The organism is Xanthomonas hortorum, assembly GCF_040279205.1.
Lineage (GTDB): Bacteria > Pseudomonadota > Gammaproteobacteria > Xanthomonadales > Xanthomonadaceae > Xanthomonas > Xanthomonas hortorum_F.
In genome coordinates this window covers 80,570-103,802 of record NZ_JBEOLS010000009.1, presented here as the reverse complement: position 1 = coordinate 103,802, position 23,233 = coordinate 80,570, and the positions used below count along the sequence as shown (strand labels likewise).

Below are 23,233 nucleotides of genomic sequence, written 5' to 3'. Positions count from 1 at the left end.
CAGACAGCCACTGGGTGACGCCACGTCGCAGTGGCTCGCTACATCGCCCGACCGCTCAGCCCAGCTCAAACAAGGGTGCTAACAGAGCGTGGCACGCCGTGTCGGCGCCAGGCACCACCATTCAATCGTCGTGTGGATCGGCCGGCGTGGACAGAATGCGCTGATAGAACGCCAAATCCAGCCAACGCCCGAACTTGAAGCCTGCCTCGCGCACCGTGCCGGCGTGGGTGAAGCCGAATTGTTCGTGCAAGGCAATGCTGGCCTGATTGCTGGCATCGATGCCGCCGACCAGTACATGCACACCGCGCTCCTGCGCCGCGGCGATCAAGGCCTGCAGCAGCGTGCGCCCCAGCCCTTTGCCGCGATGGTCGCGGTGCACGTAGATCGAATGCTCCACGCTGTACTTGAACGCCGGCCAGGCGCGGAACGTGCCGTAGCTGGCAAACCCCATCAACGTGCCGTCGGCGTCTTCCACACCAATCACCGGAAAGCCGCCCGCCCGCTTGGTCGCAAACCAGCCGACCATGCTCTCCGGCGGCCGCGGCTTGTAGTCGTACAGCGCGGTCGAGTTGGCGATGGCATCGTTGAAGATGTCCAGGATGGCGCTGGCGTGGCGGGCTTCGCTGCAGTCGATAAGAGACATGGGGTCCTAGGCGGGCAGAGGGTCTTGGGATTAAAAAGCATTGCCGGGCGATGAACAACGCGACCGGCATGCAACCAATCGGCGCCTGCTGCGCCACCCAGTCTGCAGCCGCTGGATGCAGCGTTCCACCGCGCCGTGGCGACCGGGCGTTGCGAACCACGCGACAATGGCGTCACGCGACCACGCAGTGGCTGCGGCGGCGTCCGCCTTGAAGCGGCCGTGGCAATCCCCATCTGGAGTCGTGCATGAGCAGCCCCGTCCTCTCCCCCAGCGCACACGCCTTCGGTGATCCGGCGGCGATCCGCTGTGAGCGCGCCGCCTCCGAACTGCGGTCCGGCCGCCCGGTGCTGCTGACGGCTGCTAACGGGCAGGCGCGCGCGGTACTGGCGTTGGACAGCAGCACCGCGCAGTCGTATGCGGCCTTCGCGCGTGCGGCGCAGGGGCGTCACTATCTGTTCGTCACCCCGACCCGCGCCCAGGTACTGGGCTTGAGCGCGCCGCAGGGCGCGCGCGTGGCGCTGATCGAACACAGCTACGACCAGCTTGCCGCGTTGGCGTATCTGCGCGACACGCCGGTACCGACAGAGTGGACACCCGGCGATGCGCTTGACGCAGGCGCAGTGGAGATCGCGCGTCTGGGGCTATTGCTGCCGGCGATGCTGGCCGTGGACCTGCGCGACGCGGACGACCAGGCCGCCTTCGCCGGCTGCCAGTCGCTGGCACTGGACGACCTGAGCACCGGCTGTGCCAAATCCGCCGCCGCCGGCTACGAGCTGGTCACGCGTACGCCGGTGCCGTTGCGCGGCCTGGGCATGAGTGAATTCGTGGTGTTTCGAGGCGGGGTGGCGCAGCGCGACCAGGTGGCGATCGTGGTCGGACAGCCCGACCTCTCGGCTGCGGTGCCGGTGCGCGTGCATTCCTCGTGCCTGACCGGCGACCTGTTCGGCTCGCTCAAATGCGATTGCGGCGATCAGCTGCGGCACGGCCTGGCCAAGCTGAAAGACCTCGGCGGCGGCGTGCTGCTGTATCTGGACCAGGAAGGCCGCGGCACCGGCATCGCTGCCAAGATGCGCGCTTACGGCTATCAGCATGCCGGGCTGGACACCATCGATGCCGATGCGCAGCTGGGCTTCGGCCCGGACGAGCGTCGCTACGGCAGCGCGGTGGCAATGCTGCGCGGCCTGGGCATCGGCCGGATCCGGCTGTTGACCAACAACCCCGCCAAGGCCGAACGCCTGCGTGCGGCAGGCATCAGCGTCGAAGACCGCATCCCGGTCACCGGCGACATCACCCCCGAAAACGAGCAATACCTGCGCACCAAGGCCGCCCGTGCCGGCCACGCGCTGGATGTGGATGCACTGATTCTGGCCGCTCAGTAAGCGCGGCCTGCGCCGGATGCGCCCGCCCTCGGCGCCCGGCTATGCTTGCGCACCGCTTCTGCAGGCCAGCCTAGTGCACGATGCTCCACCGCCGCACCCCGATGTCATCATCCCAGCCGCTCCGGCAGAGAGTCCGGCCGTGGACCACGCGCACTGGCAGGCGCTACCGCAGCGTGGCGCCTATGTGGCCGGGGTGAACGGCGCACTGGGCGGCGGATTCGCCGGGCTGATTGCCGCTGGCGTGATGGCCACCGCGCTGCACGCCTGGGGTTACTGGCCGGTGGTGCTGGGCGTGACGTTGATAGCCGCTGCACTGGGTGCCTGGTTTGCAGTCAAACGCCATCGCCTCACCCATTGGAAGCTCGACCAGCACGGCCTGGCGCTGCAACGCGGCCACCTGTGGCAGAGCGATACGCGGATTCCGATCTCGCGCGTGCAGCATGTGGATCTGCGCCGCGGCCCGATCGAGCGCGCCACGCGCCTGACCACACTGGTGGTGCACACCGCCGGCAGCCGGCTCAATGCAGTGGCGTTGTCCGGCCTGGATCAGGACGATGCCGAGCGGCTGCGCGACCGCCTCGCGCGCCAGCTCGATCACGACGACGACGCGCTGTGAGCGCGATCGAACATCCCGGCGACGCTGAGCAGCGCCTGCATCCGCTGTCGTGGATGTTCGTGCTGCTGCAGCAGATCCGCCAGTTCCTGATTCCGCTGGCCGCGCTCGTGTTGTTCGGCAGCCGCGACGGCAGCCGCGATTTTGCCGACCACATCGCCACCGGCGTGGTGATCGCGGTGCTGGTGGCGATTTCGGTGCTGCGCTACTTCACCTATCGCTACCGCATCGGCACCGACGGCGTGGCCATCCGCAGCGGCCTGCTGGAACGCAGCCGGCGCGACATCCCGTTCGCGCGTATCCACAACGTGGTGGTGCATCAATCGCTGCTGCACCGGCTGGCCGGCGTGGCCGAAGTGCGGCTGGAATCGGCCGGTGGCCACAAACCCGAAGCGGAAATGCGCGTGCTGCGGTTGGATCAGGCACTGGCACTGGAAGACCTGATCCGTCGCCGCGCGCACCACACCGATGCCGCCGCGCCGCAGCTCGACAACAACAGCAACACGCTGCTGCGCCTGCCGATGGGCGAAGTAATCCGGCTGGGGCTGATTTCCAACCGCGGCATGGTGGTGGTGGCAGCCAGTTTCGGTGTGATCTACCAGATGATTCCGCGCCGCACGGTGTCCAACTTCGTCGAACACAATGGCGAGCTGGCGTATCGCTATGTCAGCCAGATCCATCCGGGCACGGCAGTCACCGCTGCGTTGGTGCTGATCGGCTTTTTAGCGGTCTTACTCGCAATGCGCGCGCTCTCTGTGGCCTTGGCAGTGGCGCAATACCATGGCTTTCATCTCAGTGAATCCGAGCGCCGTCTCACCGTGGAGCGCGGCCTGCTGACGCGCGTCCGCAGCAGCGTGGCGTTGCGGCGTATCCAGTCGTGGACGCTGTACGAAAGCCGCCTGCATCGCCTGTTCGGCCGGCGCCAGTTGCGCGTGGACACTGCCGTGGCCGGCACTGGCGATAACGAAGGCAGCGCATTGAAGGAACTCGCGCCGATCGCCGACCCGCAGCGCTGCGATACCTTGTTGCAACGCCTGCTGCCCGGTGCTGCCTGGCCGCCTGCGCAGTGGCAGTCGATCGCCACGCATTGCTGGTGGCGGCTGAGTCTTCCCACGTTGCTGTTGCTGCTGCCGCTGATGGCCGGCCTGGCCTGGCAATTCGGCAGTCAGGCGGCGTGGGTGATGCTGTGGTTGCCCTGGAGTGCATTCAAGGCGTATCGCCAGGTGCAACGCATGGGCTATGCGCTGGATGCGCGGTATGTGGCGGTGCGCGGTGGCTGGTGGAAGCGTTGGTGGCGGCTGGCCGAACTGGACAAGCTGCAGGCGCTGCAACTGCAACGCTCGCCACTGGATCGGCTGTCCGGCACCGCCACACTCTGGCTGGACACCGCCGGCGCCAGCGCAACCGGCCCGGCGTTACGCCTGCGCTTTGTGCCGTTGGCGCAGGCGCAGGAGCTGCAGGCACAACTCGGTGCGGCGTTGACGCGGCGCAAATTGCGCTGGTGATTGGTGATTGGTGATTGGTGATTGGTGATTGGTGATTGGGGATTGGGGATTGGGGATTGGGGATTGGGGATTGGGGATTGGGGATTGGGGATTGGGGATTGGGGATTGGGGATTGGGGATTGGGGATTGGGGATTGGGGATTGGGGATTGGGGGTGGCAGTTTGGATCAGCGTCGCTGATCGGCATTGGCATCGCGCACCACCAGCAATCAACGTTGCGCCGGCCCCCAATACCCGAGTTCGCGCCGAATCTGCAGCCCGCGCCACAGCGCACCCAACGGCTTGCGCCGTAGCGGGCCGAGCTTGCCGGCGATGAAATCATCGGTCGCTGCGATCACCCGCGCCGACGACTGCCCATCGCGATATGGATGGATCGCGTCGGCATAACTGGCCAGCGCGCTACGCAGCGCCGCATCCGGCGCCAGCGCGCGCGCCAGTTGTTGCGGCAACTGCTCGGGCTGCTGAAAGTCCAGCATATGCGGCTGCGGCACGCGGTTGCGAAAGGTCACCACCGGTTTGAGCTGCACCACGAATTCGGACACGATCGATGAGGTGTCCGAGACCAGCACATCGGCCGCACGCTGCGCTGCCATGACTTCTTCAGGTTCGACAAAGCGTGCATGCGGCCCGGCCAGTGCGCGATAGCGATCGAACAGTTCGGGCGCGCATTTCGGATGCAAGGTCAGCAACCAGTAATGCGCACCGCGCGCGATGTCGGCAGCGATCTCGTCGTACAGCGCGGGCGCAGCGCTCAAGCGCTCGGTAAACGTGGAGCCGAACAACATCACCGGTCGCCCATTGGCTGGCGCGCGCAGTGCAGCGCTACGCGCGCCATCGTCGTGAAATACCGGGTCGAGCTTCGGCCAGCCGGTTTCCACCACCGCAAAATGCCCCTCGCGCTGCGCTAACGCGCAAAACGGCGCCGTAGTTGCCGGACCTTGCGTGCAGTACAGATCGAACAGACCGCGTACGCGGAAATGGCCGCGATTGTCTTCGCGCTTTTGCACGTTGAAGCCGTGAAAGAGCTGCACCTTGGCGCCGGAGATAAACGGCGGCACCCAGTTGGCTGCGCTGAACACCGCACGCGGACGCAGCGCCAGCGCCTCGCGCAGGCCGACCTCGCGCACACCCGGCAAGGCCAGCCCACGCGCACCGCCCTCGAACCAGGCCGACACGGAGTAACCGCGGGCCTGTAATGCCTGCGCCAATGGCGCCAGAATAGGCAACGCGTAACGCTCCGTTGCGAACAGCAGGTACTCGGCCATCACATGTCCTCTTTGACCGCACCCGACGAACGGCCGCGCATCAGCGCCTGCATTATCGCGTTCAACGAGGCCGATCGCCTACGCGACTGTCTGAGCTCGCTGGCGTTCTGCGACGAGATCGTGGTGGTGGACTCCGGTTCCACCGACGCCACCGTGGCGCTGGCCACCGCGCTTGGCGCACGCGTGTTGCAACGCGACTTCGACGGCTATCGCAGCCAAAAAGCGTATTGCGTCGAACAGGCCAGCCACGACTGGGTGCTGTGCCTGGATGCCGACGAACGCATCAGCGATGCCTTGCGCGCCTCGATCGTCGCCGCGCGCGATGCGGGCTTCACCGAGGCGGCCGGCTATCGCTTCGCACGGCTGTCGGATTACTTCGGCCGCTTTCTGCGCCATGGCAATGCCTATCCGGATCGTGTGCTGCGCCTGTTCGATCGCCGGCGTGGCGGCTGGCGCGGCAAGCGCGAGATCCACGAAGCGGCGAGTGTGGATGGAACCGTCGTCACCCTGTCCGGCGATCTGATTCATTACCCGTATCGCTCACTGGCGCAGCAGCTGGCCAAGACCCAGCGCTATGCGCAGATGATGGCCGAGCACGAGTACGCACGCGGCAAACGCGCGACCTGGAGCAAGCTGGTGCTGGCGCCGGCCTGGCGTTTCTGGCGCGGCTATCTGCTGCGTGGCGGTTTTCGCGATGGCTGGCACGGGCTGATCTACGCCTATGTGCGTGCCAACTACGTACGTCAGAAGACCATCATGTTGTGGCTGCTACAGCACAACCAACCGGTGCAGGACCCGCCGCGCGCGGATGATCAACGCAGCGACTGAGCTGCAGCCTGCTGCGCCTGACGCGCTGCCAGGCCAGCCAGCACACCGACCATCGCCGTGTAGAAACTCGCCGAGACCTGATGCGCGAACATCGATTGCGTCAGCCCGCACAGTGCGTAGCTGATCACGATCATCACGCCGGCCGCTGCCGGCCCGCGGAACTGGCGCTGCCCGCTGCGCCGATGCAGTCGCACGAAGATCCACAGCGGCACGCCATACACCGCAAACAACAGCAACAGGCCCGGAACGCCCTGCGTGGCGCCCCATTCGGCCAGATCGTTATGCGCGTGACCCAGATGACAACGCAGCAACCAGGTATCACCGGCACACACCGGCAGCTCGCGCATCGCATCGTCGAAACGCCCGACACCCACGCCGGTGAGCGGATGCGCGCGCAAGGTATCCCAGGCCACATGCAGCCGCTCGATACGGGCGCCGGCAGACGAATCGCTGTCGCCGACCTCGTAGCGTTGCAGATCTCTCTGCAATTCACCCAGACGCATTTGATCGGTCAAGGCCGGCACGCTGACGATCACGCCCACCGCCAGCACGCCGCTGCCGATGAAGGCCAGCAAACGCATGCGCGGGCTATGCCAGGCCGCGCCCCAGATCAGCACACCCAGGGTCACCAGCAACGACAGGTACACACCACGGCTGCCACTGAGCACGATGACCACCACCGCAGCAATGGCCGCGCCGACCAGCCAGCGCACGTTGCCGACCGGGCGACAGAACACCGCCACCACCAGCAGCATCAGCGTGATATCGGCGAACACAATCGCGTTGGTAAAGCCTTCCGCGCGGTCGGCACCGTTCATCACCTGCAACAAGGCGATCAACATGGCTGCGAACACGCCGGCCAGTGCGCCGCGCCACAACCAGACCTGGCGCGGCTGCAGCGCGTACGCCCACAACGCAGCCCACGGCAACACCAGAAAGCGCGAGCGGTTATCGACGTCGCGCAGCCCATGTTCGAACAGGGCGATCGACAGCAGCGACATCGCGATGACCGCCGCCGTCAGCCAGCCCAGCGCACGTAGCGACCCATCGCGCGTGACGATGCCCGCACGCAGGTTGCGCCAACCCACCAGCGAACCGAGCAGCAGGCACACGCCGAAAGGCAGCAGGCCGCTCGGCATGCTGACCACCAGTGCGGTCATCAGGAACACGCCCAGTTCGGCGATGCGCACGCCTGACCGCGATGCGATGGGGGCAGTCTGCGACAGCGAAGCGGGTTGAGTGGGCAAGGAATTCATCGAGCATCGGTGGCGAAAGGGAGGTAAAGCGGGCAACACGCAGCGGCAATGCCGGCCAAGCTAACGATGCCCCGCATGAATCGTCGCTAGACAGCGGCCAGCGGCACCATTGACGCGGCACAAATCGGGCCCGGGACCAGGGCTCGGTGCCCTCATTCGGTCTCCAGGTTGCCCTGCTCCTGTGCTTCCACCGCCCGCTCGTTGGAGCTCGCCACGCAGCTGCCCTGCACCGCATCGGCCGGCACCAGCCACCAGCGACGACGGTTGGCCACCCCCACCAATTGGCTGCGACTGCGATCCACGCAGGCCAGCAACGCCGTTTCCTGTACCAACAGCCAGCGTTGCACAGGCTGCTCTGCCTGCCAGGTCACCCCGCGTTGCAGCTGTTGTTCCCACGGCACCTTGAAGCCGAATGTCTGCGCGGGGCGGTCGGCCATCAGCAGGTTCTGCTCTTTCCAGGCCACCAGCCCGAGCTGCGCATGCAACCCGATCCGGCGCCCGGCTTCGCGCATCACCGCGCCCGACGAGCTGGAGTCGTTGAAGATCGGGTAGCAGACCAGCCCGAATGCCACCCACCACGCACCCAGCAGCGAGGCGACCGCAAGCGCGGAGCGGCGCACCCGCAGCAACAGCAGGCTGGCCACGCCCCACCCCCCCACCGCCAGCAACAGCCAGCCGAGCGGGTCGGTGGCCTCGCTGCCGACCCCGCGGCTGTCCATAATCTTCTGCTCGAAGCCCGGATGCCCGATCAGCATCGCCACCCCGCCAACGCTGAAGACCAGCGTCAGCAGCAGCGCGAATCCGAACAACATGCGTTGCACCCCGGCGCGGCGCAACAGCCCCGCCGCCAACGGCGCCAGCGCCAGGCAGAACATCGGCAGCGCCGGCAGGATGTAGACATCGCGCTTGCCGCTGGGAATGGTGAAGAACACCAGCACCAACAGCCACCACGCCAGCGGCAGCAGATAGCGCGGATCGCGGCGCTTGAGCCGGCGCCGCCAAGCCGGGATCGCCCATGGCAGCAGCAGGATGGTCGGCAGCCACATCGTGGCCATGCCCTTCAAGTGGTACCAGACCGGTTGCGCGTGGTCCCAGGAGCTGGCGTAGCGCTTGGCGGTCTGGCGCAGCAGGATGTCGTTGAGATACACGCGGTATTCGGGCTGGCCTGCGGTCAGCGCGGTCACCATCATCGGCACGAACCACAGCAGGATCGCGGCAAAGAAGAACAGCGGCCCCAGCCAGAAGCGCCGATCGCGCACATGCACGCGTACGCCCGGCCAACCGCGCGCCGACGCAATGCCGGCCGGGATCAGCATCAGCAACGCGATCACCCCGACGCCTTTGGTAATTACGCCCAGCCCGGCGGCGAACCAGCCCAGCGTCCACCAGCGCCAGGCCGGGCCCATCAACAGATGGCGCAACAGGCCGTAATTGGCCAGGGTGATCCAGAACACCACCAGCGGGTCGATCTGCGCCTTCTTGGCCTGGAAGGTGAAGTGCAACGTGAACAGCAGCATCCAGGCCGCATACAGGCCGACGCGCCGGGTCCACAGCCGCCGCCCCAGGTCGTACACGCAGGCCAGCGTGCCCAGGGCTGCCAGCAGCGACGGCAGCAGGAACGCCACCCGCCAATTGCCCAGCAGCGTGTAGAACAGCGCCTGCAGCCACATCAGCATCGGCGGCTTGTCCGAGTACAGCTCGTTGCCGCGATGCGGGAACAGCCAGTCGCCGCTCAGCACCATCTGCTTGGCGACCAGCGCAAACCGCGGCTCGTCCGCCGGCCAGGGGTCACGCAATCCCAGGCCGGCACCGATGACCAATACAGCGGTGATGGCCAGCAGCCAGAAATCGGTGGAAGCACGGGTCTTGAGCATGGCCGGCGGCAGTGGGAATCAGGAGGGAGCGCCGACTCGGCGCGCGATCAGGAGGTTTTTAGCAAAAGCGCGTAGAAAAATCCGTCGCAGTGCTGCTCGCCTGGAAACCGCTGGCGCCCCGGCCCTGCCGCATGACCAAACTGTGCACCCAACGGCTGTGCCTGGGCATCAGGGGTGCGTTGCAAAAACGCCTCCACCTGGGCCCGGTTCTCACGCGCGAGCAAGGAACAGGTGGTGTAAAGCAACTGCCCGCCCGGACGCAGCGTGCGCCAGGTCGCATCGAGCAGGCGTGCCTGCAAGGCGCACAGCGCATCGATATCGTCGGCGCGGCGATGCAGCAGCACATCCGGTTGACGGCGCACTACGCCGGTGGCCGAACATGGCGCATCCAGCAGCACCGCATCGAACGGCTGCCCGTCCCACCACGCCGCGGGATCGGCGGCGTCGGCCGCATGCAGAGTCACCTGCGCGCCCGGCACGGTGCGCTGCAGGGTCTGCTGCACGCGTTCCAGCCGGCGCGCATCCACATCCAGCGCGGTGAGCTGCAAGCCGGGATAGCGTTCCAGCAGGTGCGCCGCCTTGCCACCGGGCGCGGCGCAGGCATCGAGCACGCGCGCCGATGAAGCCAATGGCAATGCATCGGCCACCTGCTGCGCAGAGCCGTCCTGCACCGAGACCTCGCCTTCGGCAAAACCCGGCAATTGACTCACCGGCAGCGCACTGTGCAAGCGCACCGCATCCGGCAACATCGCATCAATTTCGGCAGCGATGCCCAGTTCGGCCAGGCGCGCGACATACGCGGCCGGATCGGTGCGCCCGCGATGCACCCGCAGCCACATCGGCGCCATCAGCGCGCTTGCCACAAAGATGGCTTCGGCGTGGTCGCCCCAATCGCCGCGCAGCTGCTTGCGCAACCAGGACGGCCAACCGGCATCGGCAGACACTGCCGGAAATCCTTCGCGCTGCGCACGCCGCAGGATCGCGTTGACCATGCCGGCCTGACGCGGCCGGCCCAGCGCACGGCACGCATCCACGGTGGCCGACAACGCCGCATGCGCAGGCAGTTGCAGCACGTCGAGCTGGGCGAAGCCGGCCATCAGCAGCGCTTTCAGTTCGGCATCGCGCGGCGGCAACGGGCGCTCCAGCCACTGCCGCAGCGCTACGTCGTAGGCCGGGCGGCGGCGCAACACCGCAAAACAGATCGCCTCCACCAGCGCGCGGTCACGCGGATCGCTCAGGCCGGGCAAGCTCGCAGCCAGCTCGGCCTTGAGCGAGCGGCCCTGGTCGAACACCGCCGTCAGCACCCGTGCTGCGGCCAGACGCGAAGCAACGCCGGCAGTGGCGGCTTCCGTCGACATCAGGTCAGCGCCGGCAGATCGCGGCGCGCGTTGAGGTAGTCGGCGGCGGTGATCGCCTTGCCACCCTCGCGCTGCAGGACGCGTACCCGCAACGCACCCGCACCGCAGGCGATATCGATGCCCTGCTTGCTGGCAGCGAGCAGGGTGCCCGGCGCCTGCCGATGTGCCAGGTCCAGCGCCACTGCGCCATGCAGGCGCACACGCTCACCGGCCAGCATCGCCTCGGCCACCGGCCATGGATTGAATGCGCGCACGCGCCGCGCCAGTTCCTGCGCCGGCTGCGCCCAGTCCAGCCGCGCCTGCGCCTTGTCCAGCTTGTGCGCATAGGTCACGCCCTCGGCCGGCTGCGGTTGCGCCACCGGGCGAACCCCTGCGCGCAGCAACCCCAGTCCATCGGACAACACCTGCGCACCCAGCGCAGCCAGGCGGTCGTGCAGCTGCCCGCCGGTCTCCTGCTCGCCGATCTCCAGACGTTGCGACAGCAGCACCGGGCCGGTATCCAGGCCCGCTTCCATCTGCATCAGGCACACGCCGGTTTCGGTATCGCCGGCCTCGATCGCACGCTGGATCGGCGCGGCGCCACGCCAGCGCGGCAGTAACGAGGCATGCACATTCCAACAGCCGTAGGTCGGCGCGGCCAGCACTGCCTTGGGCAGGATCAAGCCGTAAGCCACCACCACCATCAGGTCGGCATCGAGCGCGCGCAGCGTCGCCAGGGCCTCGGGCGAGCGCAGCGTTTGCGGCTGAAACACCGGGATGCCGCGCGCAATCGCTTCCAACTTGACCGGCGAGGCGGTCAGCCCACGGCCGCGGCCGGCAGGCCGATCCGGCTGGGTATAGACCGCCACCACTTCATGTCGCTGCGCGGCCGCGCGCAACGAGGCGACGGCAAAATCCGGCGTACCGGCGAAGATGATTTTCATTGGGCGGGGGATTCGGGAGTGGAAATTGGGGAGTCGCAGGGGCGGATTCGGCAATCGGTGAGAGAACCGGCTTTCCGAATCCCGACTCCCGAATCCCGGCCGTCAGGCAACGTGTTTGCGCTGCTTGGCCAGTTTCTTGCGCACCATCTCGCGCTTGAGCGGCGACAGATAATCGACAAACAACTTGCCGTCCAGGTGATCCATCTCATGCTGGATGCACACCGCCAGCAGGCCTTCGGTGCTCAGTTCCTGCGCCTGCCCGTGGCGGTCGACATAGCGCACCGTGATCGCATCGGCACGGCTGACATCGGCATAGATGCCAGGCACCGACAGGCAGCCTTCCTGATACAGCTGCTCGCCCTGTTTACTGACGATTTGCGGGTTGATGAACACCTGCGGCAGGTTCTTCTCGTCGCTGACGTCGATCACCATGAAACGCTTGTGCACATCCACCTGACTGGCGGCCAGGCCGATGCCGGGCGCCTCGTACATGGTCTGGAACATGTCGTCGAGCAAGCGTTGAAATGCCGGGCTGGTGACCTCGGCAGCATCCACCGGCACGGCCTTGGTGCGCAACCGCGGGTCGGGAAATTCGAGAATAGGGAGCAAAGCCATGGGGTTACCCGTGCTGGGAACACCGGCGCGGCGCCGGCAAGACGCTCCTATTCTAGCGCACTGCTTGCGTAGCGCCGGGGTTTCTGGACTATAGTGCGCGGACCTGTTGGGGAATCAGGCAAGAAGGCACTCATGTTGAAACGACTTCGTACGGTCGTCGCTGCGGCGATGCTGACCGTCGCGACCTACGCTGCCGCGCAAGCGGTGGGCGAACATCCAGAGACTTACGTGGTCCGCAAGGGGGATACCCTTTGGGACATCGCTGGGCGTTTTCTGCAAAAGCCGTGGCTGTGGCCGGAAATCTGGCAGGCCAACCCGCAAATACAGAATCCGCACCTGATCTACCCGGGCGATGTGATCAGCCTGGCCTACCTGGATCGCGTCGCCAAGGGCACTGTGCAGCCCGGCCCGCGTCAGGAAGCGCCGATCAATGCGATTCCGCTGTCGGACGTCGAGCCGTTTCTCAAAAACCTGCGCGTCACCGACGACTTCGACGGCCTGCCGTATGTCGTGGGTCTGGAGGGCGGTCGTTCGCGTGCCACCACTGGCCAGTTGGCCTATGTAGTCGGCCTGGATGACGCGCAGCCGGGGCAGCGTTTTGCAGTGGTGCGCCCGACCGTGAAGTTCAGCCTGCCCAAGCCCAACGATGATCTGGATATGGCCGGCAATAGCGTCGCCGGCTCCGGCAACATCTGGAAGAACTACATCGCGCCGAGCAGTCGCCGCGAGTTCCTGGGGTATGAACTGGCGCAGGTCAACGTCGGCACTATTACCCGCAGCGCGGCAGGCGGCAATTCCAAGGCAGCGACCTTGCTGTTGCAGGACAGCGGCCGTGAAGTGCGGGCGGGCGATCGCATCATCGCGGTGGAGGCACAGCCGTACGATCTGCAGTTCATTCCGCATCCACCGTCGGAACAGGCCACGCAGACCGAGTTGCGCGTGCTGGCCATCTCCGATGCCTTCATCGTCGGCGGTACCCGCGACGTGATCGCCATCTCCGGTGGCGCGCGCGAGGGCATCAACAACGGCACCGTGTTTTCGATCTGGCGCAAGGGCCGTACGGTCAGCGACCGCGTCAAGCACTCGCGTTTTTCGCGGACTGATGACGATTTCAGCGGCCCGGCCGGTTCCACCGTCGGCCTGCCCGACGAATACGTCTCGCACGCGATGGTGTTCCGCACCTTCGACAAGGTCAGCTATGCGCTGGTGATGGAAAGCGTCAAGCCGACCGGCCTGGGCTACATCGTCAAGCATCCAGACGCGCAGTAAGCGGGACAAAATCCGATGCTGTAACGCGACGGCGCCTGAGGGCGCCGTCGTCGCTTGCGGCCTACGCTGACCGCATGGCCCTGATTGCTCCCGACCTGCGTGCGTTGTTGATCCTGCTGCTGGCCGGCGGCCGCAGCCCGCCGCGCCGTACGCTGCTGACGACGTTCGCCTCGCCGGCCGAGATCCTTGCCGCCGGCTCCGATGCATGGCGCGCTGCCGGCTGCGACGCGCTGCAATCGGCCCTGCTGCGTGTCCCCGACGCGCAGGCGCTGGACGCAGCGCTGCACTGGTGCGCGCAGCCCCGGCATCACCTCATCGGCTGGCAGGATCCGGACTATCCCGCCCTGCTGCGGCATCTGGTCAATCCGCCGCTGGCCTTGTTCGTGGACGGCGACCCCAATGCGTTGTGGCATCCAGCGGTGGCGGTGGTCGGCAGCCGCGCAGCCACCGCCGGAGGGCGGGAGCACACCCGCGCATTCGCTTCCAGCCTGGCGGGCGCCGGGCTGGGCATCGTCAGCGGCATGGCGGCAGGCGTGGATGCGATCGCCCACGAGGCCGCGCTGGCCCGTGCCGACGGCATCACCGTGGCGGTGGTCGGCACCGGCACCGATGTGGCCTATCCCGCACACCATCACGGCTTGCGCGATCGCATCGCCGCGCGTGGCGCGGTCATCAGCGAGTATCTGCCTGGCACAGCGGCGGCCGCGGGGCATTTCCCGGCCCGCAACCGGATCATCGCCGGGCTGGCATTGGGCACGCTGGTGGTCGAAGCGGCCATGCGCTCGGGCGCGCTGATCACCGCGCGGCTGGCAGCCGAGGCAGGGCGTGAAGTGTTCGCCCTGCCCGGCTCGCTGCACAATCCACTCGCGCGCGGCTGCCATCACCTGATCCGTCAGGGTGCCACCCTGGCTCAGGAGCCGGCCCAGATCATCGACGGGCTGCGCCTGCTCTCGGGCGAGTTGGCCGATGCCTTGCGCCAGCGCCTGGCCGCCCCCACTGATCAGGCCAGGAAGGCGCCCAAGGCCTCCACCGCGCGCCCGGATCCGGACTACCAGCGCTTGTGGCAGGCACTTGGCCACGACCCAACCCCTATGGACGCATTGGTCGAACGCACCGGATTGACGGCCGCCACGCTGTCCTCCATGCTGCTCATCATGGAACTGGAGGGAGACGTGGTCACCGAGCACGGTCGCTATACCCGCAATCCCTAGTTTCTTCACCTCCACAGCGTCGCGCGACGCAGGCCGAGGGGCAATGAAAGAGAGCATTCTTGATGTACTGCTGTACCTGTTCGAACATTATTTCAGCGAAGACGCGGACCTGGTCCGTGACCGTGACTCGCTTCAGAATGGCCTGATCCAGGCTGGCTTCAGCCCTGCAGAAATCAGTAAAGCCTTCGATTGGCTGGACGCGCTCTCCGAGCAGCGACCTAGCGTTGCGCGCCCGCACGTCGACGGACCGGTGCGTATCTACCACGGCCCGGAGCTGGACAAGCTGGATGTGGACTGCCGTGGGTTTCTGATGTTCCTGGAGCAACACCGCATTCTCGATGCCGATCAGCGCGAGTTGGTGCTGGACCGCGCCATGGCGCTGGACCAGGACGAGCTTGATCTGGACGACCTCAAGTGGGTGGTCCTGATGGTGCTGTTCAACCAGCCGGGCGCCGAAGCGGCCTATGCCTGGATGGAAACGCAGATGTTCCTCGACGAGCCTGAACCCGTACACTGAGGGTCGAAGCCGCGATGGAAGCGCGTGCGTGGGGACGGGAATGAGCAGTTGGTATTACGCCGAGGGCAACCGCCATCGGCGTGGCCCGGTGGCCGGCGAGGCCTTGCTGGGCCTGTATCGTGATCGCGCGATTGCCCTGGATACCCTGGTCTGGCGCGAAGGCCTGACCCAATGGGTGCCATTGTCTGCCTGCGCCGATGAGCTCGGGCCGCCGATTTCCACCGAGTTGAGCGCTGCAGCGCAGCCTCCGCCACTGCCACTGCCATCGGCGGCGGCACACATGTCGCCTGCCCACGTATCTGTAATGCCAGCGCATCGCCTGCCGAACCACGGGCCGGGATGGTCGTTGGCGTTGGTGCTGGGCGCGGTGGTGGGGATGTTTGTCCTGGTGGCAGTGATCGGCATTCTGGCTGCAATCGCGCTGCCGGCTTATCAGGACTATGTGGGACGCACCAAGGTCGCCAAAGCGGTGGCCGCATTGGCGCCATTAAAGCCGCAGATCGCCGAATTTCTCGCGCAGGAAGGCCGTTGTCCAATCAATGGCGACAGCGGGTTCCAGGCGCCCGAGCATTATGCAAACGACGTGCTGACCAGCGTACGGGTCGGCCGTTTCGACACCACCCAGTGCGGCATCGAAGCGGTGATGCATGCACCGAAATCGGCCAAGCTCGATGGCAAGGCGCTGTGGCTGGATTTCGACGCTGATGCCAGCAGTTGGCAGTGCAGTTCCGAGATCGACGACAACCAACTTCCGCCGGACTGCCGCGGTTAGAGCGCGTTAGCTCAAATGCATCTCACGCTCTAGCCAATCGTTTCACCCAAGGGGACATCAATGACGCAGTGGTATTACGCCGACGCCCAGCGCGAACGCCAGGGGCCGATCGACACCGACACGCTGGTTGCGCGTCTGTCGCAAGGCATCATCGACCGCTCCAGCCTGGTCTGGCGCGAAGGTCTGCCGCAGTGGGTGGCGCTGCGCGATGTCGCGGCCGAACTGGGCGTCGACACAGCAGTGCCGGCGACCCCCGAGCCGACCGGATATACGTCAGTGGACGTTCCGGGCATTGAACCGCAGGCGACGGTTTACCCGACCGGCGCCCCGGTGGATAACGCGCCCGCCGCAGCGGCGCCGTTTGCCGGCTCCGCTGCAGACGCCTCGTTCGCGCAGACCGAATCTGGCCTTGCCGATCACCCTGCGCCAGTCGAGCAGCAGCAGATTCCGCCAAGCGAGCACGCTGCACCGGCAGATCCGGTAGCGTGGTCCACCACGCCGGCAGAGGCAGCGACACCCCCGGCGGCCTCAAGCCCGACCCTGACCAAGACCCCGGACGCGCCTGCGACGCCCGCCGATGCCTCGTCGCAGACACCCGCTGGCGTGCCAATTCCCAGCGCCTGGGACTCCGTAGCCGTCGCCGCACCCACAGCAAGCGTTGCTTTGCAGGATGCCCCGGTTGTCTACGCCGGCCTGTGGCGGCGCTTGGCGGCCAGCATTCTGGACAGCTTCGTGACCACCTTCGCGGTGTATCTGATCGTGATCCCGTTGGTGTTCGTCGTGGCGCTGGCAACCACCCGCGGCGATTCCGGTTCGGCGCTGGACGATGGGAGCGCGCTCGGCATCGCGATCATGGTGGTGTCGTATGGCATCGGCCTGGCCATCCCGACGCTGTATTTCGCCTGGATGCAGTCCAGCCGGCACCAGGCCAGCCTGGGCAAGCTCGCCTGCGGGATCAAGCTGGTGCGCGCCGACAGCAACGGTGGCCGGGTCGGTTTTTGGCGCAACGTGTTGCGCTATCTGGCCTACATGCTGATCAGCGTGCTCACCCTGGGCATCGGTGCGATCGTGGCGGCGTTCATGGCAGGCATGACCCAGCGCAAGCAGGCCCCGCACGACAAAGTGTGCGAGACCCTGGTGGTGGATCGCTGGGCCTTCACCGATCACCCGGAGCGGCAATCCACGGGGCTGGACACAGTCACGATTGTGGTGCTGGCCATTTATGCGGTGATAGTAGTGATTGGCGTGATCTTCGCTGCAATCATGATTGCAGCCATCGGAATGAGCCAGAACTGAGGGTTCGTGGCCGAAGCCGCTTGACACGGCGGCGTCTGCCGTGATCTTTCTAATAAGAGAACTGAACGCCCGGGCTACCATCCCGGGCGTTGACGTGTGGGAAACAGGCGATCTGCTTCCCTCCACCGGCCAATTAGGCCACGCTACCTGCCCCCCGGGCCCTGCCCAAAGAATTAACCACCATGCCCAAGCACCTGCTCATCGTCGAATCGCCCGCCAAGGCCAAGACGATCAATAAATACCTCGGCAAGGACTTCACCGTCCTGGCCTCGTATGGGCACGTGCGCGACCTGGTCCCCAAGGAGGGCGCGGTCGATCCGGACAACGGCTTCGCAATGCGTTACGACCTGATCGAAAAGAACGAAAAGCATGTCGAAGCCATTGCGCGTGCGGCCAAGACCGCCGACGACATCTTTTTGGCGACCGACCCGGACCGCGAGGGTGAGGCGATCAGCTGGCACATCGCCGAGATCCTGAAAGAGCGCGGTTTGCTCAAGGACAAGCCGATGCAGCGGGTGGTGTTCACCGAGATCACCCCGCGTGCGATCAAGGAAGCGATGCTCAAGCCGCGCGCGATCGCCGCCGACCTGGTCGATGCGCAGCAGGCACGTCGCGCGCTCGACTATCTGGTCGGCTTCAATCTGTCGCCGGTGTTGTGGCGCAAGGTGCAGCGCGGCCTGTCGGCCGGCCGCGTGCAGTCGCCGGCGCTGCGTATGATCGTCGAGCGCGAAGAGGAGATCGAAGCCTTCATCGCGCGCGAATACTGGTCCATCGATGCGCAATGCCGGCATCCGTCGCAGCCGTTCAATGCGCGTTTGATCAAGCTGGACGGGCAGAAATTCGAGCAGTTCACCGTCACCGACGGCGACACCGCCGAAGCGGCGCGCTTGCGCATCCAGAAGGCCGCGCAAGGCGTGCTGCATGTCACCGACGTGGCCAGCAAGGAGCGCAAGCGCCGCCCCGCCCCGCCGTTCACCACCTCCACGTTGCAGCAGGAAGCCTCGCGCAAGCTCGGTTTCACCACCCGCAAGACCATGCAGGTGGCGCAGAAGTTGTACGAAGGTGTGGCACTGGGCGAGGAAGGCTCGGTCGGCCTGATCAGCTATATGCGTACCGACTCGGTGAATCTGTCGCAGGACGCGTTGGCGGAAATCCGCGACGTGATCGCGCGCGACTTCGGCACCGCCTCGTTGCCGGATCAACCCAATACCTACACCACCAAATCCAAGAATGCGCAGGAAGCGCATGAGGCGATCCGTCCGACCTCGGCATTGCACACACCGGCGCAGGTCGCGCGCTTTCTGTCCGAGGACGAGCGCCGTCTGTACGAATTGATCTGGAAGCGCGCAGTCGCCTGCCAGATGATTCCGGCCACGCTCAACACCGTCAGCGTCGATCTGTCGGCCGGTAGCGAGCACGTGTTCCGCGCCAGCGGCACCACCGTGGTGGTTGCAGGCTTTCTGGCCGTGTACGAAGAAGGCAAGGACACCAAGAGCAGCGAAGACGAGGACGAGGGCCGCAAGCTTCCTCCGATGAAGGCCGGCGACAACATCCCGCTGGACCGCATCGTCACCGATCAACATTTCACCCAGCCGCCGCCGCGCTTCACCGAAGCGGCGCTGGTCAAGACGCTGGAGGAATACGGCATCGGCCGTCCGTCCACCTACGCCTCGATCATCCAAACCCTGCAGTTCCGCAAGTACGTGGAAATGGACGGCCGCAGCTTCCGCCCCACCGACGTGGGCCGTGCGGTGTCCAAGTTCCTGTCCGGGCACTTCACCCGTTACGTGGATTACGACTTCACCGCCAAGCTCGAAGACGATCTGGATGCGGTCTCGCGTGGCGAAGCGGAATGGATTCCGTTGATGGAGAAGTTCTGGGGCCCGTTCAAGGAACTGGTCGAGGACAAGAAGGATTCGCTGGACAAGACCGACGCAGGCAGCGTGCGCGTGCTCGGCGCCGACCCGGTCAGCGGCAAGGAAGTGAGTGCGCGCATCGGCCGGTTCGGCCCGATGGTGCAGATCGGCACGGTCGAAGACGAAGAAAAGCCCACATTCGCCTCGTTGCGCCCGGGCCAGAGCATCTTTTCGATCTCCATCGAAGACGCGCTGGAACTGTTCAAGATGCCGCGCGCGCTGGGCCAGGACAAGGACCAGGACGTCAGCGTCGGCATCGGCCGGTTCGGGCCGTTTGCGCGCCGTGGCAGCGTATATGCCTCGCTGAAGAAAGAAGACGACCCTTACACCATCGATCTGGAACGCGCGGTGTTCCTGATCGAAGAGAAGGAAGAGATCGCACGCAATCGGGTGATCAAGGAATTCGACGGCAGCGACATCCAGGTGCTCAACGGCCGCTTCGGCCCGTATATCAGCGACGGCAAGCTCAACGGCAAGATCCCCAAGGATCGCGAACCGGCGTCGCTGAGCTTCGAAGAAGTGCAGCAGTTGCTGACCGACACCGGCAAGCCGGTGCGCAAGGGCTTCGGTGCGAAGAAGGCCACGCTGAAGAAGAATACGGTCAAGGATTCATCGCCGAAGAAGACGGCGGTCAAGAAGACCGCCACCAAGACTGCTGCGACCAAGACCGCTGCCAAAAAGGCACCGGCCAAGAAAATCGCCGCCAAGAAGGCCGCCAAGCGTGTGGTCAAGAAAGTGGCGAGCAAGGCGGCAGGCTGAGTCGCACGATGCAATCGGCACCCAGCCCCGCGCTCAGCTTGGATAACGCCGTCGCTGCCCTGACCCGGGGCGGCGTGATCGCCTATCCCACCGAAGCGGTGTGGGGACTGGGTTGCGACCCGCGCCAGGAAGCGGCCGTGCTGCGGCTGCTGGCGATCAAGCGGCGTCCGGTCGACAAGGGCGTGATCGTGGTGGCCGCCAGCGTGGATGTCCTGCACGACTGGGTGGATTTCGACGCGCTGGAGCCTGCGCGCAAGCAGGAGGTGCTGGCCAGCTGGCCGGGCCCGCACACCTGGATCCTGCCAGTCACCGCACAGGCGCCGCGCTGGGTCACTGGCGCGCATGACGGGCTGGCAGTGCGCATCAGCGCGCATCCGGTCGTCGCCGCGCTCTGCGCAGCCTGGGGCGCCCCGTTGGTGTCCACCAGCGCCAACCTGGCCGGTGAGCCACCCGCACGCAGCCGGCAGGCGCTGGATCCGGCGCTGCTGGTCAGCATTGATGGCGTGGTGGATGGCGAGGTGGGCGCGTTGGCGCAGCCAACACAGATCCGCGATGCGCGCAGCGGGCGGATCCTGCGCGACTGAGGGAAGCGGTGAGATGGATTCAACGAGTTTGGCTGCCGTGTGATGGATACCTCAGGCCCAGCTCGATTGGCACGCTTGGCAAAGCGCGAAACCACGTGCAACGGCCGTCGCTGATCCGCCTGCCTGCATCGTCCGAAACCAGTTCAGCCGCCCCCCTTTGCCCATAGCCGGACAGACGCGCACACTGCGGTCATGCGTACCGTCCTGACCCTTCTGTTGCTGGCCACCGCGCTGCCTGCGTCGGCGGCCAGTACCGCCAGCAAACCCGATCCGAATGTACGGATCTACCGCTGCGTCAGCAGCACCGGCACCGTGGCGCTGCAGGATGCGCCATGCAGCAGCGGGCGCCAGCAGGTGCTGGACCTGCAGCGTCCGCAAGATCCGCCGCCGCGACCGGAACGCGCCGTCATCGCCCCTGCCGCCGTCGCGACGCAGCCACCACGCGAGGTGCGCATCATCACCGTGCAGCCGCCACAGCCGATGTACGAGTGCACCACCGAAGACGGCAACCGCTACACAAGCGACAGCCCGGAAGGCAATCCGCGCTGGGTGCCAACCTGGGGCCCCGCCTATGTGGGCAATGGCATTGCCCGGCCGGTCAACGGCGGCGGCATCCAGCGTCCGCCGATCTCGGTGAGCCCGCGCCCGGCGGTATCGGTGCAAGGTGGCTCCGGACGAGGTGGAAGCCTGCGCGGAAGCGCAAGCTTCGGAGGCGGCGGCTATCAGGGCGGTTACAACGGCGGCGGCGGCGGCTACGGCGGCGGCACGGTGATCGTGCCCTACGGCAATGTGCAGATCCGCGACGAATGCCATGCCCTGCCGGAGCAGGAAGTCTGCGGGCGGCTGGCCGATCGCCGCTGGGAGCTGATCCGGCGCTACAACAGCGCCCTGCAGAGCGAGCGCGAGGACCTCAGCCGCGAACAGCGCGGCATCGACGCACGCCTGCAGCGCGATTGCGGCGGCGCATGAGGCGCTGGCTCCTGTTGTTGTTGATGGGATGGATGTCGGTTGCCAGCGCCCAGGACGTGACCATCTACCGCTGCACCGATCCGACCGGCGCGCTCACAGTGCAGAACATGCCGTGCCCGAAAGGCGTGCAGCAGCAAAAGAAAGTGATGACTGCGCCGGCCGCCGTGCCGTTTGCGCCTGGCGGATCGAGCGCAGCATCGCCTGCGCGCACAGCGCCCTCTGCACAACCGCGCGCCACCCCGAAAACCGAGGCGCCCGCTGCTGCACCCGTTGCGGCACCAGCACCGGTTGCGCCGACGCCGTCTGCCTCTACCTCCACACTGCCACCGCCGCCGTTATTCGAATGCACCGCGCACGATAACGGACGCTATTTCACCGAAGACCGCGAACCGGCCACGCGCTGCCTGCCGATGCAGACCACCAACCTGGCGGGCGGGCCGGCCACCGGCGGCGGCAGCGCCTGCGAGGTGGTCACCGATCGCTGCGCGCCCGTTCCGGATCAGAGCCTGTGCGAGGCCTGGCGCAAACGCGCCGAGCAGGCCGAGGCGACCTGGCGCTTCTCCGACGAGGCGCAATCGGCCGAACGCAAACAGCGCTTCGATCAAATGCGCCGGGTGCTGGACGAAAGCCGCTGCGCGAATCCGTCCGCCACGCCTTGATGCTGCAACCAGCGGTCCAGCGCAGGTCAGTCAGTTCGACGGCGCTGCGTTTGCTGGGCCGATGTTTTAAAACCACTGGCAACCTACAGCGATCCCCAGATGGCATGTGCGGTGCACCGACCAGCAGCGCAAACGAGCAACCTCGCCCCCCCTGACTCGCGCGCAGGCGGGTTAAAACCCGTAACGCAGGAATCCGCCATCCACCGCGATGCATTCGCCGGTGATGTAACTGGCTGCCGGCAGACATAGAAAACCGACCGCCGCGGCGACTTCCTCCGGTTCGCCGATGCGGCGCATCGGGGTGCGTTCGATCACCTGCTCGTAGTAATCCGGATCCGACAATGGCCCGGAGGTGCGACGGGTGCGGATGTACCACGGCGCCACCGCGTTGACGCGGATGCCGTCCTCGGCCCATTCCACCGCCAGGTTGCGCGTCATCTGCTGCAACGCGGCCTTGGTCATGCCGTACGGCGCGCCGCTGCGCACATGGGTGATGCCGGAGACGCTGCCGACGTTGACGATCGCCGACGCCGCGTGGCGGGTCAGCAACGGGTGCGCATAACGCGACAACTCGAAAGCGGCGAACACATTGGTTTCGAAGATGCCGCGCCACTGGTCTTCGGTGTAATCGATCGCCGCGCGGGTGATGTTGCCGCCGGCATTATTGATCAGCAGGTGCAGGCCATCGGCATGGTCTTCCACCCAATCCAGAATCGCGCGCCGCTCTTCATCGTCGGCCACATCGGCGGCCAGCCCATGCAGCTCGCGCTCGGGAAATTCCTCGGCCAACTCGTCGCGCGCCTGCGCCAGCGCATCGGCATCGCGCGCCACCATCAGCAGATCCGCGCCGAAGGCCAGCAATTCGCGCGCGATGGCAAAGCCAATGCCGGCGCTGGCGCCGGTGATGAGCGCGGTCTGTCCATCCAGCCGCCAACGGTGGGTTGTCACGTGTGTGATCCTCTTTCAAGACGCAGGAAACGGCCGCGGCAGCGCGCTTGACGCATGCCTGCGGCCCGGGCGTTA

At 66.2% G+C, this 23,233-nt stretch carries 21 protein-coding genes; 13 read left to right on the top strand and 8 right to left on the bottom strand.

The genetic code is table 11. The annotated features are described in order from the left end of the window. Positions 1 to 121: 121 nt before the first annotated feature. Complete coding sequence (locus ABS769_RS06210; RefSeq protein ID WP_317061733.1) at positions 122 to 643, bottom strand: GNAT family N-acetyltransferase; 522 nt, start codon at positions 641 to 643, stop codon at positions 122 to 124. Positions 644 to 888: 245 nt separating this feature from the next. On the opposite strand from ABS769_RS06210, the gene ribA reads away from it, so the two are divergent. From ribA to ABS769_RS06195, 3 genes are all read left to right on the top strand, one after another. Further along, positions 889 to 2,022 (top strand): GTP cyclohydrolase II RibA, encoded by a 1,134-nt coding sequence (ribA, locus tag ABS769_RS06205; RefSeq protein WP_317061732.1) that lies wholly within the window; start codon positions 889 to 891, stop codon positions 2,020 to 2,022. Positions 2,023 to 2,161: 139 nt separating this feature from the next. Continuing rightward, on the top strand, positions 2,162 to 2,638 hold the full coding sequence (locus tag ABS769_RS06200) for a PH domain-containing protein (protein ID WP_317061731.1): 477 nt from the start codon (positions 2,162 to 2,164) through the stop codon (positions 2,636 to 2,638). After that, positions 2,635 to 4,140 (top strand): PH domain-containing protein, encoded by a 1,506-nt coding sequence (locus ABS769_RS06195; protein WP_317061730.1) that lies wholly within the window; start codon positions 2,635 to 2,637, stop codon positions 4,138 to 4,140. The genes ABS769_RS06200 and ABS769_RS06195 overlap by 4 nt, the downstream gene beginning before the upstream one ends. Positions 4,141 to 4,348: 208 nt before the next feature. On the opposite strand, the gene ABS769_RS06190 is transcribed toward ABS769_RS06195, so the two are convergent. Then, positions 4,349 to 5,407, bottom strand: a complete 1,059-nt coding sequence (locus ABS769_RS06190) for a CDP-glycerol glycerophosphotransferase family protein (RefSeq protein WP_317061728.1) — start codon at positions 5,405 to 5,407, stop codon at positions 4,349 to 4,351. On the opposite strand from ABS769_RS06190, the gene ABS769_RS06185 reads away from it, so the two are divergent. After that, the gene (locus ABS769_RS06185; RefSeq protein WP_317061727.1) at positions 5,408 to 6,232 is read left to right on the top strand and encodes a glycosyltransferase family 2 protein; all 825 of its coding nucleotides are present in this window, start codon (positions 5,408 to 5,410) and stop codon (positions 6,230 to 6,232) included. Here ABS769_RS06185 and ABS769_RS06180 read toward each other — a convergent pair. The 5 genes from ABS769_RS06180 to def form a co-directional block, all read right to left on the bottom strand. Next, entirely contained in the window at positions 6,217 to 7,488 is a 1,272-nt protein-coding gene (locus tag ABS769_RS06180) for an O-antigen ligase family protein (RefSeq protein ID WP_317061726.1), read from the bottom strand. The genes ABS769_RS06185 and ABS769_RS06180 overlap by 16 nt on opposite strands. 152 nt (positions 7,489 to 7,640) lie before the next feature. Continuing rightward, positions 7,641 to 9,362: an ArnT family glycosyltransferase gene (locus tag ABS769_RS06175; protein WP_317061724.1), complete on the bottom strand. Its 1,722-nt coding sequence runs from the start codon at positions 9,360 to 9,362 to the stop codon at positions 7,641 to 7,643. A gap of 47 nt (positions 9,363 to 9,409) precedes the next feature. Further along, on the bottom strand, positions 9,410 to 10,720 hold the full coding sequence (gene rsmB, locus ABS769_RS06170) for a 16S rRNA (cytosine(967)-C(5))-methyltransferase RsmB (protein WP_317061723.1): 1,311 nt from the start codon (positions 10,718 to 10,720) through the stop codon (positions 9,410 to 9,412). Continuing rightward, positions 10,720 to 11,643, bottom strand: a complete 924-nt coding sequence (gene fmt / locus ABS769_RS06165) for a methionyl-tRNA formyltransferase (RefSeq protein WP_104550011.1) — start codon at positions 11,641 to 11,643, stop codon at positions 10,720 to 10,722. Before fmt ends, rsmB begins: the two co-directional genes overlap by 1 nt. 102 nt (positions 11,644 to 11,745) lie before the next feature. Next, the gene (gene def / locus ABS769_RS06160) at positions 11,746 to 12,258 is read right to left on the bottom strand and encodes a peptide deformylase (protein WP_006453163.1); all 513 of its coding nucleotides are present in this window, start codon (positions 12,256 to 12,258) and stop codon (positions 11,746 to 11,748) included. A gap of 132 nt (positions 12,259 to 12,390) precedes the next feature. Between def and ABS769_RS06155 the strand changes: the two genes are divergently transcribed. The 9 genes from ABS769_RS06155 to ABS769_RS06115 all read left to right on the top strand — a co-directional run bounded on the left by ABS769_RS06155 (position 12,391) and on the right by ABS769_RS06115 (position 22,210). Further along, the gene (locus ABS769_RS06155; protein WP_104550010.1) at positions 12,391 to 13,527 is read left to right on the top strand and encodes a LysM peptidoglycan-binding domain-containing protein; all 1,137 of its coding nucleotides are present in this window, start codon (positions 12,391 to 12,393) and stop codon (positions 13,525 to 13,527) included. 74 nt (positions 13,528 to 13,601) lie between these two features. Continuing rightward, positions 13,602 to 14,738: a DNA-processing protein DprA gene (dprA, locus tag ABS769_RS06150; RefSeq protein WP_317061721.1), complete on the top strand. Its 1,137-nt coding sequence runs from the start codon at positions 13,602 to 13,604 to the stop codon at positions 14,736 to 14,738. 43 nt (positions 14,739 to 14,781) lie between these two features. Beyond that, positions 14,782 to 15,255 (top strand): DUF494 family protein, encoded by a 474-nt coding sequence (locus tag ABS769_RS06145; RefSeq protein WP_006453160.1) that lies wholly within the window; start codon positions 14,782 to 14,784, stop codon positions 15,253 to 15,255. 40 nt (positions 15,256 to 15,295) lie between these two features. Next, positions 15,296 to 16,027, top strand: coding sequence for a pilin (locus tag ABS769_RS06140; RefSeq protein WP_317061720.1), 732 nt, complete (start codon positions 15,296 to 15,298; stop codon positions 16,025 to 16,027). 60 nt (positions 16,028 to 16,087) lie between these two features. After that, on the top strand, positions 16,088 to 17,323 hold the full coding sequence (locus ABS769_RS06135; protein WP_317061719.1) for an RDD family protein: 1,236 nt from the start codon (positions 16,088 to 16,090) through the stop codon (positions 17,321 to 17,323). A 182-nt stretch (positions 17,324 to 17,505) separates the two neighbouring features. Next, positions 17,506 to 19,998, top strand: coding sequence for a DNA topoisomerase I (locus ABS769_RS06130; RefSeq protein ID WP_317061718.1), 2,493 nt, complete (start codon positions 17,506 to 17,508; stop codon positions 19,996 to 19,998). 8 nt (positions 19,999 to 20,006) lie between these two features. Further along, positions 20,007 to 20,582, top strand: a complete 576-nt coding sequence (locus ABS769_RS06125; protein WP_317061717.1) for a Sua5/YciO/YrdC/YwlC family protein — start codon at positions 20,007 to 20,009, stop codon at positions 20,580 to 20,582. 192 nt (positions 20,583 to 20,774) lie between these two features. Continuing rightward, positions 20,775 to 21,551 (top strand): DUF4124 domain-containing protein, encoded by a 777-nt coding sequence (locus ABS769_RS06120; RefSeq protein ID WP_317061716.1) that lies wholly within the window; start codon positions 20,775 to 20,777, stop codon positions 21,549 to 21,551. After that, on the top strand, positions 21,548 to 22,210 hold the full coding sequence (locus ABS769_RS06115) for a DUF4124 domain-containing protein (protein ID WP_317061714.1): 663 nt from the start codon (positions 21,548 to 21,550) through the stop codon (positions 22,208 to 22,210). Before ABS769_RS06120 ends, ABS769_RS06115 begins: the two co-directional genes overlap by 4 nt. A gap of 171 nt (positions 22,211 to 22,381) precedes the next feature. Here ABS769_RS06115 and ABS769_RS06110 read toward each other — a convergent pair whose 3' ends face one another. After that, a complete protein-coding gene (locus ABS769_RS06110; protein ID WP_024938534.1) occupies positions 22,382 to 23,158 on the bottom strand; it encodes an SDR family oxidoreductase in 777 nt (258 codons plus the stop codon). Between the last annotated feature and the right edge of the window lie 75 nt (positions 23,159 to 23,233).